Origin of the sequence: Natronosalvus amylolyticus, assembly GCF_024298845.1 — an archaeon.
GTDB lineage: Archaea > Halobacteriota > Halobacteria > Halobacteriales > Natrialbaceae > Natronosalvus > Natronosalvus amylolyticus.
Genome location: NZ_CP101156.1, coordinates 2,543,095 through 2,557,947 on the forward strand (window position 1 = coordinate 2,543,095; position 14,853 = coordinate 2,557,947).

Genomic DNA, 14,853 nt, shown 5'->3' on the forward strand with positions numbered 1-14,853 from the left:
ACCGAGACGGCACGGACGATACGGGGGGTGTTGGTCAAAACGGTGTGATACGGCCGAAGACGACCCCCATCATCGCGGTCGAGGCGATCATGAAGATCGCCATCGCCAGCATCACGCCGAGGCCGATGCCTGCGGTTCTGAAATCCCGCGGCTCGCCGAGCAGAAAGCCGGCGACGACGGTGTAGATCGGCAACAGCAGGATTCCAAGCAGAATGGGGATCCCGATTGCGGTTGTCATTGTTCGTTCACCTCCGTTGTCGACTGTTGGCCACCTGTTGGGCCACCCATCGGCAAGATCTTTGTTGCGATCACGAACAACAGGATTGCGATCAGGATCGCCCCAATCGTGATCACCCACTCGACGAGCGTGGGGACGTAGCTGCCGACCTCGTACGGGAGCCCCGAGGGGTACATGAGCGGTTCAATGACCGTCAGCTGCTTTTTGACGAACACCCCCCAGAGCATGATGACGCTTGCGACTGCTAGCCCGGTTCCGCTGATGAGCATCCGCTCGCGGAACACCGCTAGCGCGACGACCGGAATCGCAATGGCCGCCATTGCGAGCCAGAAGTCGGCCGCAAAGTGGCCGTATAACATTGCCTCCCCGACACGCGATTCCGCAAGCGGGGCCATCGGGAAGATGCTCGGGAGGAGCTCGTTGAACAGGATCACGAGGTAGACGAACCCGAACAGTGTGAGTGCCTTTCCGAGCCCGATGAGGACGTCGGTCGGCAGCACTGTTTCCCAATCGTAGACGTAGCGCATGACACCGGCGATGAGGGCGATGACCGCAACGCCGCTCAACAGCCCGCCGGCGAGGAACGACACCCCAGCGATGCCGCCGTACCAGCCAGCCTGCGCGCCGACGACGCCAAGCAGCCAGCCGGGCACCATCCCGCCTGTGAAGGCGAGAATCAACAGCGCCAATCCGAGCCAGCGAAGCATCGAATCGAGCTTTTCGCGTTCGGCCGGGCGGTAACCGGCTGTCAGCACCTCACCGATGAGGGCGGTGTAAACCGGGAGGCTGTCGCGGTCCATCTCGCTGAAATCACGACGCAACGAGAGGATGAGCATCGTCGAGGTCATCACCAACAGCGCAGTGACGAACGTCACGTCCCACGCCAGCGGCGAGTACTGGACGGTGACGAACCACGCAGTCAGAATGTTGAGTACGCGGTCCGGTCGACCCAGATCGATCACGATCAGGTAGGCCGCCGAGAGCCCCGAGATGAGCCCCCACAGCTCGCCGATTCGCGCTATGACGTCGTAGCGGGTCAGCTCGCGGTACCGGACGTACCCGACGACCGCAATCGAGCCGACGGCCATCCCGGCAAACCACTCGAAGGTACCGATGTACAGTCCCCAGGTGACACCCTCCTGGGTGCCCCAGCTGGCCAGGTCCGTGACGGCAAGCCCGTGTCGCAACTGGTGGATGATCGCTTCAACCGTTATCAGTGCGGCGATACCGAGCACGGCGACCAGCGCGAGGAACTTCGTGCCAATCGTCCGCATTGGGTCGAGAACGTCATCTGTTTTTGTTGCCATCAGTCATCATCCTCGTTGCTGCCGAGGTCGATCTCGTTTCGTCCGTGTCGTTCACGTACGAGGTCGAACTCGTCTTCGCCGGTCGGCCCGTCTACCTGCGTTGCCGTCGCCGAGGGCTCGTTGCCGACGTACACGATGTTCGGTTCCGTTCCCTTCTCCTCGAGCAGTTTGTAGGTCGGCTGGCCGTCGATGTCGTTGGCCAGGTGCTGTCGTGGCGCGCTCGATTCGTCGTTCATGTCGCCGAAGTGGATGGCATCCACCGGACAGACATCCTCACAGGCGGTCGTCCCCTGGAGCGCCTCGTCGTCGCTGTCCTGGCGGTGGGCACAGAACGTACATTTGCCCATCGTCCCCTGTGGGGCCGAGCCGGCGGCGGTCCGATCGCCGACCTGGGTGTCCCCCTCGAAGCTGTTGGCCTCGTCGGGTTCGGCCCACTCGAGGTAGTTGACGCCGTACGGACAGGCCACTTCACAGTACCGACAGCCGGTACACTGGTCGTAATCGGTGAGCACGATCCCGTCTTTCTCGCGGGTGTAGCGCGCGTTGGTCGGACAGGCCGTTTCACACGGGGCGTCCGAACAGTGCTGGCAGGGGCGAGTGAGGTACTCCTCGTTGTCGGTGTAGTCGTCTTCCTCGTACCGGAGGACGGCCATCCACAGCGACTCCGCAGGGTTACCGTTTTCCTCGTTACAGGCGTCCATACACTGCAGACAGGCGATACAGCGATCGGTGTTGATCGCCATCCCCATCTGGACGTCCGACGCCGACTCGTCATCACCGGTCTGGGTGGCGGCGGATCGGGTCGACTGCTGGACTGCGCTCAGTCCGAGTGCACCCAGTCCAACTGCACCGGCCGTTTTCATCACGGAGCGTCGGGATCGCTCGCCGTTGCCAGTGCCGGGCACGCCGGGCAGTGGCGAGCCGTCGGCGGCTTGTGGCTCCGGTGCCGTTGGCCGGTCGTCGACACCGAACTCCTCGAGAACGTCGTCGTGGTATTTGGCCTGGTATTCGGTTTCGCTCATCTCGCCTCTGGCGACACGCTGGGCGTCACGGGCGAGGCCAACGCCGAGGTCCGCATCGAATCCGGTGCCCTCGACGACATCTGTCGCCCACTGCTCCCAGGCTTCACTCTCGATATCGTCTGGGGGATCTGATGTGCTCATACATCTAGATGCTCACGCAACCTGCCTATCACCCCCGCTGTATAATTCAGCAATTTATATAGTGACCGTCCGATTCCAGTCCCTTCCTGATCGATCGCTTCCCCGAGAGGGAGGCTCTTTGTACCGGTAACTTGGCTGTGCATCCTCGAAAAAAGGAGTCGCGTCGGAGTGTTACTTCCGGGCGGCCATCGCTTCCTCGAGGTCGATCATCCGCTGGGCGAACGCCTCGGGGTCTTCGTCGTGGTACTCCCAGATGTTGATCTCGTTGTTGCGAATTTCGTCGACGCGAGGGTGTTCATCGCTCACGAGCCATGTCCAGTCGGTCTGTCCGGGATACATCAGCGGAATGGTATACGTCTCGACTTCATCCCAGTCAGGTCGGCCGTCGACCTCTTGGGCGACGAGACCTGCATCCTCGTGGACAGGGTCTTCTGGTTCAACGCCGAGGCCGAGTTTGTATGGATACCCAACCCAGTGCCATCGTTGAGCGCCGCCGCCGTGGACTGCTGGGGAGAAATCATACACTTCGCCTGGTTCGAACTCTTTTTCGCCGAGGAAATCAACCGATAGATCCCGCCACATCTCCATGGTCCACGTGCCGTTTTCATACGTCGCATCTACCTGCCAGATTGCACCAGGGCCTTCGACCGCATCCGGGCGGTTGTACCGACGTGGGATCACGGCGCCCTCATAGACATCGGCTTCATCCTCGTCGAATGGAACCATGTTTTCGCCTTCAATAAGCCCGTGTGTGTCGGTTTGCGGAACGTTGCCCTCATAGATTTCATCGAGATCAAGTGTTCCACCGTCGACCACCTCAGGGTCAAACATGAACTCCGGGTTGCCGTCGACGATATCTTGGCTGTCACGAATCCGCGTCGATGGTTCGTCCATCGCACCGTGTCGGTGATCGAGAATGCAGTGGGTCGTTGCGTACCCACCAGGGGCACCTCGGGCTGCTCGCAACATCGGCATATCGAGGAACTCGCCGTTTTCCAGCATCTCGTCGAGTTCTTCTTGATCTTTGACGTCGTCCCAGTCGTTTTCCCACCACTCACCGTTTCGAGACTGTGGAATGTACTTGCGAACGTCGTCGTTTTCGAGAATGTCGCCGTGGTGTGGGTGATCTTCGACTTCTTCACCCTCGACTGCACCGGGCAATGTCCGCGTCCCTTCGTGAATAGTTAGCCATCCACCGAAATTTTCGAACCCTTCGACGCTCCCGTCGTCGATCATAAACGAGAGCCGATCTTCAGTGAAGCCGCTGAAGATATCACCGACTCCGTAATCGGGGTCTGCGACTCCAGGATTTGGCTCGCCGTATCGAACCCACTCATCATCTTCGTAGACGAATAGATCATGGAACCAACCGTTTGGCACGTCCCACTCCCACGTGAAATTGAAAAAGATCTGCTCGTCGTTGTACGCGATCTGGGTATCGAGCGGGATGACGAGATCCTTCATTACCCAGTCCGGCATCATCGTATCGATTTCGGTATAATCCGGTCGTTCGGTTATCTCATCATCGTCGTCCGCGGGCTCGTCATCGTCAGCTCCGGGATCGTCGGTCTCTTCTCGACCATCCGGCTCCTGGAACAGTCCCAGACAGCCAGCCACGGCGACCGTCCCAGCGCCGGCAATCGCGCCGAGCAGGCGTCGGCGATGCGTCTCGGAACTGCCGCGGGGCATAGTGAATGTCCCGTTTAGCTCCTCCTCGATTTCGGCTACCTCCTCGTCGTCGAGTGGTAGCGCTTCGTCGCTATCGTTAGCCATAACAGGTGAACGTAGCCACTCCCATCGCAATTAATCATTTCTTCACAATACAGGTATTTATATTACTGAGCACGGTTTACATTGGTCAGTTCGGGGGTGACGAACAGGTTCCCAAAGCCGTCCGCCCGGTCGGCGTTCACCGCCAGTGTCGATCCCAGAGCGTTAACAGCGCTGGAAGCACGACGAGCGTCGCGAGGAGTGCATAGCTGGTCACGACTGCAGTCACGAAGCCGAACCGTTGTAACGAGGGGATGACCGTCAACATGAGTAACCCGAAGCCAGCGATCGTCGTCAGCCCGCTGGCGAGCACGGCCCCACCCGTTTCGGTGATTGCCAAGTGCAGTGCCCGGCGACGGCCATGCTCCCGGCGTTCGGTCGCGAACCGCTCGGTGAGATGAACCGTATAGTCGGTTCCCAACCCGATTGCGATGGCAACGATGAGTGCAGTCTCGGCATTGAACGGGATCGACAGCAACGAGAGCGTCCCAAAGAGCCACGCGATGGCCAACAGCACCGGCATGATCGCCACCAGTCCAAGCACCCACGAGCGGTGGCGGAGGCGGAACACGCCGACCAGTAGCACGGTAATTACCGCAAGTGCGAGCACGAACGTGGTGAGCACGGTCTCGAGGATCGCCCGCTGTTCGACGGCCTCGATCACTGGTTCGCCGGTCGGCGTGGCCCGAAGATTCGGGTCCGAATCGACGAGTGCTGCCGTGGACTCGGCGTCAGCATGGACGTCGGCAGCGTCGGCAGTGTCGTCCACCACGATGGTCAGCCGAACGGCATCGTACTCGCCCTGGTCGGTGCGGTGGATCGTTTCGCTCGCCGCGGCTTCGTCAGCGGCGTAGGCGGCGTCGAACAGGGCCGTCAGGTTCTGATCGGGCACACCATCACCCGTGCTGTCGCTTTCGTTGGACAGGGTGGCGACGGTTTCGTTGCCGGCGGCGACTCGCTCGATAGTCGTGAGCGGCGTCTCGATTCGCGGTTCGTCCGTGGGTGATCGGACGGTTGTGGGCTGGTCGGCTGCCTGCTCGTGTGCCCCGTCGAGTGTCGGACCGACGGAGTCGGCTGTGACATTCCCCTCGATCAGTATCTCGACCTGCCGATCCGACGACGGCTCGAACGTCGTCTCCAAAAACTGTGCGTGCTCCCTGACCCCGGCGGATTCCGGCTGGAGTGCCTCCGGAAGCGGTTCCATCCAGGCGGCCCCTTCTTCGGGTAAGAACTCGGTTCGGTCGGTCGACGTCTCGACGGCAGTTACACCCATCATGCCGCCGGTTGCCACCAGCATTGCCACCCCAACGATGAGCAGCGGTTGCCGAATTCCAACGGACCCGACAGCGTTGAGCAGCCGACGAATATTGGCGAGTGAGCCAACGGTGGCTGGCGGCTGTGCCGGCCGCTCGGACCGACCGAGTAGCGTCTCGATTTCGATTCTGAGTGCCGGAATAAACAGCGCAAACACGACAAACGACGATCCGATGCCGATAGCCGCAGCCAGCCCGAACACGCGCAGGATCTCGATTGGGCTGACAACGCCCACTACAAATCCGGTCGCAGTCGTCAGTGTCGTCGTTCCGAGCGCGATTACCACGCCGGTGATCCCGGCAGCCATTGCCATCTCGGAAGGCCACTCCGGGTGGGCCGATCGGGACTCCCGGTATCGCATCACCACGTGGAGCGCGTAATCGACGCCCAGTCCGACCAACAGACACGGGACGGCTATCAACAACTGGTTGAACGACTGCCCGAGCCAGGCCATCGAACCGCCCAACCAGACGAAGACGATGCCGATTCCCATACACCCCAGGACCACATCGAGTGGATCCCGGTAGCTCAACGCCAACAGGCCGACCACGACGAGCACGATCAGTGGGCCGACAAGCAGCATGCTCTCCGCGGTCGCCTGGCCGCTCCGATCGAAAACAAGCTGCTCGCTGAATACGAATGAGTCGACGTCGAACGCCTCCATGTGCGATTCCGTGGTCGATTCGATCGCCTGTTGGGCTGCCAGCAACTCCGTGTCGGTTGCTTCGCTGTCGTGAACCACGACGATCAGTTGCGCGTCGGCGTGCTCGCCGGCCTCGTACCCCCGCGGGAGCAGTGCGGATACTGGTGGCTGACCGGGCGGCGACAGATCGTCGCTTCTGAGGGCGACCCCGAGTGCGGCTTCGACCTGCTCGTCGGTACGTCCCTCGAGCGTTCGATACTTCGTTTCAGCGTCTGTTTCATCACCGAACGCCATCCGCGGATCCGACGCCAGCGCGACCGCATTCCCAACTCCGACTGTCGGTTGGCTCTCTACGAGTGTCTCGTTCACAGTCGGGTCTGTGCGGAGTTCCTGTTGGAGTCTGAGCGTCTCCAACAGCACTGGTTTCGAGGCTGTATCGGTCGACTCGGACCGAATAACGACCTGTGAGACTGGCCGTGTCTCCCGGTCGAACCGGTCACTGCTCGACTCGAGTGCCTGGTGTTCCGGGGACGTAACCCCGAACGTTGCAACCTCAAAGCCGCCCCCCGAGCCGAACACGAGACCACTACCGACGACGATGGTTACGACAACTAACAGCGCCAGTAGCAGTCGGCGTCGCCGCTCGAACAGCACGGAGACCCGCGTGGGTTGGGCCCGGTCACCTGCAGTTGGCGGTGTCATACTGGGGTCGGTGGTATCGCAGCGAGCGGCCTCGACAACACGTATTTACTCGAGACGTATGTAAGCGCGACGTTCAATCCCACGATGATGCGTCGACAGTGTAACTCCGAAACACCCCCTCTGGGATAGGTTTCACCCACGTCGCAGGCCGAAAACCCCGACCTCGGCAGTGAGTCCTTCCGTTATCCCAGCCGTCTCCGTCACTGAGGTTGCTCTGCGTCAGGTCCCCTGTTGTAGCGACCTCATCCATTCTTACAGACCAGTATAGAGGCCCAACAGCTATGTAGACGTGGCGTGAAACGACACGATATGGGCGATATGAGTGATGACCAGCCGAGTAGAGCGGTCGAAACTCATCGGCTATACGCCGAATTCGAGATCACTCCTGCAGACTCGGTGAGTTGCCCAATCGACGACCTCGATGGCAGCGTCGAATCCATCAACCAACAGTTGGTTGGTGACGATTGTCATACGGACACGACCGTCCAGAACGACGACGAAACCGATATCGTTCACTCGAAGAAGGCACTCGATGCGAGCTGTCACTGTCCGGTGTTCGTCGAGTTCGACTGTATCCCCCATATTACCGAGTACGGTGCCGATTCCCTCATTGTCGAGACCTATCTCCCCAACCGAGAGCGACTCACCGCACTGATCGATGGCCTCAAACACGCGACTGCGGGTGTCTCACTGCGTCGACTCACCCGCATCGACGGCGACGGAACCGAACGGTCGAACAAAGTTGTTCTCGAGCTGTATGACTTAACTGACAAACAACGTGAAGCCGCGGCCAACGCCGTCGCCGCTGGCTACTACGAAACGCCTCGGGAGGCAACCGTGGGTGAACTCGCGGCTGCGGCTGGAATCTCGAAATCGGCCATGTCACAGCGCCTTTCTGCTGTCGAATCGAAACTCGCTGTCTCGGCATTTCGGTGACGGGTGCATTTAAAATACTGAACTATTGAGCTACACACCGAAGTCGGAGATGTGCGTATACCTATCACACGCAGCACCGACTGTGGGGTCACCTCTGCAAAAGCCACGCAAACGGAGTTCAATATGGACACAGAATACACGTACGAAATCGAATTCGACATCGTTCGGTCGTCTCGAGCGGCCTACGAGCGCTGGCTCTCACGGAACGCCATCCAGTGGGTAAGCCATCAGGCTGTGGGATCGTTTACCGTCCAGCACAACCGAAACGGCCTGTCGCCAGAGATCAGGTTCCGGTTCGGGTTTCAGTCGCTCGAGGAGTGGTCGAGGTTTATCGAAAGCGAAGTGCATACCAAAGCCACCCAGACGCTCCACGAGGTGAGCACGGGGCTATCGGGGACGCTCTGGGAACAGAGCGCAATTCCGCTCGACGGCGACCACTCGGCTGCGCAGGGACAACATTTAGACCCAGTCGTTGATAAGTCGTGAACTCCCCCGCCCTGTTCGCCCTGCACTCTCGGTGAGGACGGAGCTGTCTGTGTCGTCGACGGTCTCCGATTCCGGTTAGTGGTCTGTTGAGGTTCGCTCGCAAACCGCGTTGCGGGATCCGAATCGATTCGCCCGTCGTCACACCTGCAACCAGTGACACACCGATGGCCGACTCGGCTACCTGCCAGTTGCTCAAGAAGCTGTGGTGGGTTCTATGGTAACCAAGCAACCTACGTAGTTGAGCGGACTGTCTTTCGAAGCGTGGAGCTCGTCCACCTTCGACACGGTCTCACCCGTTAGATCGGTGACGTCACCGGAACCACGACGCTCTTACCGCGGGCCCAAGAAGTGTACGGGTATGGCAACTGGACAGGAAACCGAGGCCGATCTCGAGGCCTACGACGAACTCGAGACGCGGATCGAACGCATCGCGAACGTGGGTAACGCCGCCGGCATCCTCCGCTGGGACCAGGAGGTCATCATGCCCGAGGGTGGGACGCCCGCCCGGGCGAAACAGCTCTCGACACTCTCCTCGCTCAGCCACGAACTGCTGACCGACGAACGGACGGGTGAACTGCTCGACGAACTCGAGGCGGCCGACCTCGAGGGCGAACAGGCCGCCGTCGTCCGCGAAGTTCGTCGCCAGTACGACCGCGCAACGAGCGTCCCTCAGGACCTCGTCGAGGAGATCTCGGAGACGACCTCGAACGCCCACCCGACCTGGATGGAGGCCCGCGAGGCGGACGACTTCTCGATCTTCGAGCCCACCCTCGAGAAACTGGTCGAGCTCAAGCGCGAGTACGCAACCCACGTCGACCCCGACGCCGACCCCTACGCGGTCCTCTTTGCGGAGTACGAACCCTACCTCGACCTCGAGACGGCCGAGCGCGTCCTCGAGCGACTGCGCGACGAACTCGTCCCCCTGATCGAGGCCATCGACGAGAGCGACGCGGAGATCGAGACGGACGCCTTCGCCGGCGAGTTCGACGACGACGACCAGGAGGCACTCGCCCGCGACGTCCTCGACTCGCTGGGCTACGACTGGGATCGCGGCCGTCTCGACACCGCGCCCCATCCGTTCTCCTCTGGCACGCAGTTCGACGCCCGGGTGACCACCCGCTTCGACGAGTCCGATCTGCTGGGGTCGATCACCTCGACCATCCACGAGTTCGGCCACGCGAACTACACCCTCGGCCTCCCAGACGAGGGCTACGGCACCCCGCTGGGTGAGGCCCGAGACCTGACGGTACACGAATCCCAATCGCGGCTCTGGGAGAACCACGTCGGCCGGTCCCGACCCTTCTGGGAGCACTTCTTGCCCATCGCTCGCGAGCGATTCCCCGAACTCGAGGACGTGACAGCCGAGGAGGCCTACCAGTCGGCCAATCAGGTGTACGACGACAACCTGATTCGCGTCGAGGCGGACGAACTCACCTACCACCTCCACATCGTCGTTCGGTTCGAGATCGAACGGGACCTCATCGCGGGCGACCTCGAGGTGTCGGACGTTCCCGAAGCCTGGAACGACAAGTACGAGGAGTACCTGGGCGTTCGCCCCGAAACCGACGCTGAGGGCTGTCTGCAGGACATTCACTGGTCCCACGGCTCTTTCGGCTACTTCCCGACGTACTCGCTCGGCTCGGTACTGGCGGCACAATTCTACGCGGCCGCCGAGGCCGAACTTGGCGACCTCGAGGAACGCACTCGAGCCGGCGAGTTCGAGGATCTGAATAGCTGGCTGCGCGAGGCGATTCACGCCCACGGCAAACGCTACACGACGCCCGAACTGGTCGAACACGCCACCGGTGAAGCCTATACGGCCGAGTACTTCATCGACTACGCGACAACGAAATACGGCGAGCTGTACGACCTCGAGGCGTACTGAGCCGAGCAGCGGCTCCTTCTTTTCGACGGTTCGTGACTCGAGGACCTGCTGATTGTACGTCTCGTCGGCGGCCATCGTTCCCGAACGCCGATCGAGCATCGCGCCCCAGGTTCGACAGCACTCCGAGAGAGCTGTCGGTGGCCCAAACATTTAGGACGGTTCCGTGGGCATTTCGAGACGAAACATGGCAACTGTTGACGAGGCTGCCACTGACGTTCCGGACGCTTACGAGCGGCTGATCGAGCGGTCGGAGAAGCTGACGAACGTCCGGATGGCGTCGATGGTACTGGGGTGGGACCAGCGCGTGATGATGCCCGAAGGGGGAACGCCGGCTCGAGCCGGTCAGCTATCGACGTTATCGTCGATGGCCCACGAACTGTTGGTCGACGACGACGTCGGTGCGTGGCTCGAGACACTCGAGACGGGTGGTGTCGGGGGGCCGGAAACGGCTTCTAGCCACGAACTGACCGACGAACAGGCGGCGGTCGTCAGGGAGCTTCGTCACGAGTACTCCCGGGCAGTCGACGTTCCAGCCGAACTGGTCGAACGGCTGACGGCCCACCAGACCCAGACCCAACAGACCTGGCAGGAAGCGAAAGCGGCCGACGATTTCTCGCAATTTGCCCCGGCGCTCGAGGAACTGATCGACCTCCATCGCGAACGGGCGGCCGCCATCGACCCGGCCGAGAACCCCTATCGCGTGCTGTACGAGGACAGCCAGCCGTATCTGCCTCTCGAGACGGTCGAACGAATTTTCGACGAGTTGCGCGACCATCTGGTGCCGCTCATTACCGAAATTCAGGAACACGGCCGCGACCTCCCGACCCCGTTTTCGGGCCACACCTACGACGAGGAAACGCAGATGGAGCTCTCGGAGGCCGCACTCGACGTGCTTGGATACGACCGAGCACACGGCCGTCTCGATACGGCTCCCCATCCGTTCATGTCGGGCAACCAGTTCGACGCCCGGATCACGACGCGGTTCAGGGAGGACGACCCGCTGGATGCGCTCACGGCCACCATTCACGAGTTCGGCCACGCCACCTACCAGCTCGGCCTCCGAAAAGACCAGTACGGCACGCCACTCGGAGCCTCTCGCTCCTCTGGAGTCCACGAGTCCCAGTCGCGCTTCTGGGAGAATCACGTCGGCCGAACGAAGGCGTTCTGGGAACTGTTCTTACCGACGGTCAAAACACACTTCCCCCACCTCGAGGACGTGACCGTCGAGGAGGCGTACGCGGCGGCCAACCGGATCTACCCCGACAACCGCATTCGAGTCGAGGCGGACGAACTCACCTACCACCTCCACATTATCCTCCGGTGTGAGATCGACCGGGCGTTCGTCGAAGGCGACCTCGAGGTTTCGGAGATTCCGCAGGTGTGGAACGACAAGATGGAGTCCTACCTCGGCGTCCGCCCGGAGACGGACACCGACGGCTGTCTACAGGACACCCACTGGTCGTACGGTTTCGCCGGGTTCCAGGGGTACACCGTCGGCAGCGTACTCGCGGCCCAACTCGATGCGGCGATGCGTGAGGATCTCGACGCCGACGTGGACGACCTCATCCGCGAAGGCGAGTTCGACCCGCTTCGCGAGTGGATGACCGAGAACGTCCACCGTCACGGCCAGCGCTATCCAACCGAGGAACTGATCGAAGTTGCGACGGGCGAACCGCTGACTGCGAAGTACTTCCTCGAGTACGTCGACGAGAAGTTTACCGACCTGTACAGCCTCTAGTGGCTTCCCAAACCTGAACGGATGAATGAAATCGATTGCGGGTGTCCGGTTTCCCGCATCAATCGACGCTGGCCGGAGTACTAATCCGTCCACTCGAGTGACTGTACTGTGTCCGCTGACGAATCATCACTCGAGTGTCGAACTGCTCGATTTTGTCCAGTGACCGGTGCAGGCTCGAGGCTGGCCACGGCACCCGCTCACTCGGTCGGTCGATACAGCCCTGGATTCCGCCACCAGAAGAGGAGCCAACCGGCGAGGAAGCCGCCGATCATTGCGATAATGTCACGGACGATTCGCGTCCCGATAAGGTCGAGCGTTAGCGCGATAGCGATACCCGAACCGATCGCTGCTCCAGTGAGTAAAAACAGGAGGTCGCCGACGATTTTCGCTCGTGCTTGCTCCCAGTAGTGTTGGCGTTCTTCTTCGTACCAGACACCCACGTAGATGAGCACGGGCGACATGACCGTGACGACGACGGCGATCTGCCAGTCTTCGGAGACACCGAACCCTAGTGCGATTGCGTTGGCGAACACGGCAGCGGCCATGAGCGAGAGCAACAACCACGCCCACTGAGGCAACGAATCTTTGTCCATACAGACAGTGGGTCACCCCGGCAAAATACAGTTTCGACTGACTCTCGAGGTGTCTGAAACCGATTTCGAAGGGGTGTCCCGATGCCGTGTCGTCGTCTTAGCAAGAATAATTCCAGTTGGTGTGTGGGTGTGCTGTCGTTTCTGTCTCGAGTGCTCACTACGGAGTCGACCCTCGGCGAAGCGTGGCGAGAATAGTCCCGATGAATCGTGAGAATCGTCTACGACTCGAACCGTGTCACTCGAGCGAGTTCACTCCGCACAGCAGGCGTCTTTGTTCCCGCCCTTTCCGCCGTCTGCAGCAACCGGTTCTCGGATGCGATACAGGCTCTGGCGCGCGTCAGCGAAGTAGATGTCTTCGTCGACGATGCCGATGTCGTTCAGTCGCTCGAGGGCGTATCGGACCGTTCGGGCCGAGAGCATGGATTCTTCGACGATCTGTTTCTGGGTGAGCGGGCCGTCGTACTCGAGTACCTTGAAGACGAGTTTCGCGCTTGGGGGCAAGTCAGTGATTTCTTCCCCGTCAGTCTCTACCATATTACGAAACGAAAGCCGCCAGGGGTATAAAAGTTGAGCCTTACTGGGTTGCCAATCGCGACTTTGATCCGCGAACGTTGTGTTGTAAATTGTCGATAGGAGGCCACTGGCTACCGTGAAGCAAAAAATTGACTGGTCAGTCAGTTTTTGTACAGCTTGTCGTTGGCCGGAGCTGCATTCGACCATAACGGGCGGATTTTTCCATGTCAATACCCAACCCGGGACGCGACTCCACCACATCGTCACGTGCTCGTCAATCGGCGAGGCGGTCGGTGGGAGTCGATTACCACAATTCCCGGAGAAAGTTCCACGCCCCTACGGTGGCCCTCAAAGATTTTGCCAGGCGTCGTCGTCTTCCGGGTCCGGCAAGTCATCGAGCTTCGGCGGTTGTTCACTCGCCTCTTCAGCGGTTGGCGGTGCTGTCGTTGCGTCGTCCGGTGGGGTTGTCTCGCTCGAGGAATCCGTCTCGAGCGATTGTCGCTCGAGGTCGAAGTCGGGCCAGGCCGTCTCCTCCCAGAGGCCTCGGTCGCTGTAGTAGTACACGACTCCGTCGCTGACGACGGCGAACAGTCCACGGCTTCGGTCCTGTATCACCCGTTCGTTCGTATCGATAGCAACGTCGACGACGTCTTCCAGGGTATCGAGGGAAACCTGTTCGTCACCGATCCACATCGGGAGCGACCCCTGTGAAATCCACTCTGCGTACCGCTGTTCGTGAATCCGCTGTCTGGCGTGTTCGACGTCGACGTCCGAACGCGCGTTGACGAACGCGGCTCCGCCGAACGAACCGAGCGCGACCAGGACGAGTGCGCCGAGAAGAGCCGAACTCGGACTCTCGGTTTGCTCGGACGTCTGTGTCAACGGGTGGGTGTCACTCGACGATGGGTGCTCCTCGAGGTAGTACGTCTCGCCGGTGAGGACGAACGGTGTCGACGCCGTCTGGGTACCCTCGTGGGTGCCCGTATCGTAACTCGTGACGACGACGAGTTCGATGTCGACGGTACTGATGCCGGCCAGTTCGTCCTCGAGTTCGGTGACGCGTTCGGCGACGGCTTCCACATCGATGGTCGTCTGTGTCACCGCCCGTTGATTCGTCGCGAAGGCCTCCGTGGGCTCGAGGGTAACGGTGTCGTCCCAGAACGCCTGGCCGTCACGGCTCGCCTCGTATCTGAGTTGAATCGCATGACTGACTCGAGTGTCGTCGGTCGGCATGCTGGTTTCCGCAGTGACCTGCAACTCGGGGGTTGCGTTGGTGATGTAGGCAGGGTTGTTCTCGAGGTGGGTGCCTTCCTCCCAGAGGCCGGATTCGACGACCCTGGCACTCGTCTCGACTTCGGTTTCGACTGTTTGCTGGCCAATCTCTTCGGTTACCGTCGTGGTTCCGGGGGTCGCGATGACCCAGCCGGTTGCGAGCAGTGCAACCGCTCCGAGGACGAGTAAGGCGATCAGTATCGAACGCCCGTGCTGGGCGATGAGCAGGTCAAGTCGTGGTGTTTCGGTCACAACGTCCTCCAGTCAGGCCCCACCTGACGTCTCTTCAGGTG

12 protein-coding genes are annotated in these 14,853 nt (G+C 60.8%); 4 read left to right on the forward strand and 8 right to left on the reverse strand.

Annotated features, from left to right (window positions below; all coding sequences use genetic code 11):
• Window positions 1-34 precede the first annotated feature (34 nt).
• From NLK60_RS11880 to NLK60_RS11900, 5 genes are all read right to left on the reverse strand, one after another.
• The gene (locus tag NLK60_RS11880) at window positions 35-238 is read right to left on the reverse strand and encodes a hypothetical protein (protein ID WP_254807989.1); all 204 of its coding nucleotides are present in this window, start codon (window positions 236-238) and stop codon (window positions 35-37) included.
• Window positions 235-1,545: an NrfD/PsrC family molybdoenzyme membrane anchor subunit gene (gene nrfD, locus NLK60_RS11885; RefSeq protein WP_254807990.1), complete on the reverse strand. Its 1,311-nt coding sequence runs from the start codon at window positions 1,543-1,545 to the stop codon at window positions 235-237. The genes NLK60_RS11880 and nrfD overlap by 4 nt, the downstream gene beginning before the upstream one ends.
• Window positions 1,545-2,708 carry a 4Fe-4S ferredoxin N-terminal domain-containing protein gene (locus tag NLK60_RS11890; protein WP_254807991.1) on the reverse strand — a complete coding sequence of 388 codons (1,164 nt, stop codon included), beginning with the start codon at window positions 2,706-2,708 and terminating at the stop codon, window positions 1,545-1,547. The genes nrfD and NLK60_RS11890 overlap by 1 nt, the downstream gene beginning before the upstream one ends.
• A gap of 171 nt (window positions 2,709-2,879) precedes the next feature.
• Entirely contained in the window at window positions 2,880-4,481 is a 1,602-nt protein-coding gene (locus NLK60_RS11895) for an ethylbenzene dehydrogenase-related protein (protein ID WP_254807992.1), read from the reverse strand.
• A 136-nt stretch (window positions 4,482-4,617) separates the two neighbouring features.
• Window positions 4,618-7,137 carry an efflux RND transporter permease subunit gene (locus NLK60_RS11900; protein WP_254807993.1) on the reverse strand — a complete coding sequence of 840 codons (2,520 nt, stop codon included), beginning with the start codon at window positions 7,135-7,137 and terminating at the stop codon, window positions 4,618-4,620.
• Window positions 7,138-7,446: 309 nt separating this feature from the next.
• On the opposite strand from NLK60_RS11900, the gene NLK60_RS11905 reads away from it, so the two are divergent.
• The 4 genes from NLK60_RS11905 to NLK60_RS11920 all read left to right on the forward strand — a co-directional run bounded on the left by NLK60_RS11905 (window position 7,447) and on the right by NLK60_RS11920 (window position 12,182).
• The gene (locus NLK60_RS11905; RefSeq protein ID WP_254807994.1) at window positions 7,447-8,073 is read left to right on the forward strand and encodes a helix-turn-helix domain-containing protein; all 627 of its coding nucleotides are present in this window, start codon (window positions 7,447-7,449) and stop codon (window positions 8,071-8,073) included.
• Window positions 8,074-8,196: 123 nt separating this feature from the next.
• The gene (locus NLK60_RS11910; protein ID WP_254807995.1) at window positions 8,197-8,559 is read left to right on the forward strand and encodes a hypothetical protein; all 363 of its coding nucleotides are present in this window, start codon (window positions 8,197-8,199) and stop codon (window positions 8,557-8,559) included.
• 358 nt (window positions 8,560-8,917) lie between these two features.
• Entirely contained in the window at window positions 8,918-10,444 is a 1,527-nt protein-coding gene (locus tag NLK60_RS11915; RefSeq protein WP_254807996.1) for a carboxypeptidase M32, read from the forward strand.
• A gap of 184 nt (window positions 10,445-10,628) precedes the next feature.
• The gene (locus NLK60_RS11920) at window positions 10,629-12,182 is read left to right on the forward strand and encodes a carboxypeptidase M32 (RefSeq protein ID WP_254807997.1); all 1,554 of its coding nucleotides are present in this window, start codon (window positions 10,629-10,631) and stop codon (window positions 12,180-12,182) included.
• 197 nt (window positions 12,183-12,379) lie between these two features.
• Here NLK60_RS11920 and NLK60_RS11925 read toward each other — a convergent pair whose 3' ends face one another.
• The 3 genes from NLK60_RS11925 to NLK60_RS11935 all read right to left on the reverse strand — a co-directional run bounded on the left by NLK60_RS11925 (window position 12,380) and on the right by NLK60_RS11935 (window position 14,812).
• Window positions 12,380-12,775 (reverse strand): hypothetical protein, encoded by a 396-nt coding sequence (locus NLK60_RS11925; protein WP_254807998.1) that lies wholly within the window; start codon window positions 12,773-12,775, stop codon window positions 12,380-12,382.
• 249 nt (window positions 12,776-13,024) lie between these two features.
• Window positions 13,025-13,309 carry a winged helix-turn-helix transcriptional regulator gene (locus NLK60_RS11930; protein ID WP_254807999.1) on the reverse strand — a complete coding sequence of 95 codons (285 nt, stop codon included), beginning with the start codon at window positions 13,307-13,309 and terminating at the stop codon, window positions 13,025-13,027.
• A 327-nt stretch (window positions 13,310-13,636) separates the two neighbouring features.
• Window positions 13,637-14,812 carry a DUF5305 domain-containing protein gene (locus NLK60_RS11935; RefSeq protein WP_254808000.1) on the reverse strand — a complete coding sequence of 392 codons (1,176 nt, stop codon included), beginning with the start codon at window positions 14,810-14,812 and terminating at the stop codon, window positions 13,637-13,639.
• Window positions 14,813-14,853: the final 41 nt, after the last annotated feature.

Coding starts and splice junctions, on each gene's coding strand:
- NLK60_RS11880 (WP_254807989.1), bottom strand. CDS start 238: ATGACAACCGCAATCGGGATCCCCATTCTGCTTGGAATCCTGCTGTTG.
- nrfD (WP_254807990.1), bottom strand. CDS start 1,545: ATGGCAACAAAAACAGATGACGTTCTCGACCCAATGCGGACGATTGGC.
- NLK60_RS11890 (WP_254807991.1), bottom strand. CDS start 2,708: ATGAGCACATCAGATCCCCCAGACGATATCGAGAGTGAAGCCTGGGAG.
- NLK60_RS11895 (WP_254807992.1), bottom strand. CDS start 4,481: ATGGCTAACGATAGCGACGAAGCGCTACCACTCGACGACGAGGAGGTA.
- NLK60_RS11900 (WP_254807993.1), bottom strand. CDS start 7,137: ATGACACCGCCAACTGCAGGTGACCGGGCCCAACCCACGCGGGTCTCC.
- NLK60_RS11905 (WP_254807994.1), top strand. CDS start 7,447: ATGGGCGATATGAGTGATGACCAGCCGAGTAGAGCGGTCGAAACTCAT.
- NLK60_RS11910 (WP_254807995.1), top strand. CDS start 8,197: ATGGACACAGAATACACGTACGAAATCGAATTCGACATCGTTCGGTCG.
- NLK60_RS11915 (WP_254807996.1), top strand. CDS start 8,918: ATGGCAACTGGACAGGAAACCGAGGCCGATCTCGAGGCCTACGACGAA.
- NLK60_RS11920 (WP_254807997.1), top strand. CDS start 10,629: ATGGCAACTGTTGACGAGGCTGCCACTGACGTTCCGGACGCTTACGAG.
- NLK60_RS11925 (WP_254807998.1), bottom strand. CDS start 12,775: ATGGACAAAGATTCGTTGCCTCAGTGGGCGTGGTTGTTGCTCTCGCTC.
- NLK60_RS11930 (WP_254807999.1), bottom strand. CDS start 13,309: ATGGTAGAGACTGACGGGGAAGAAATCACTGACTTGCCCCCAAGCGCG.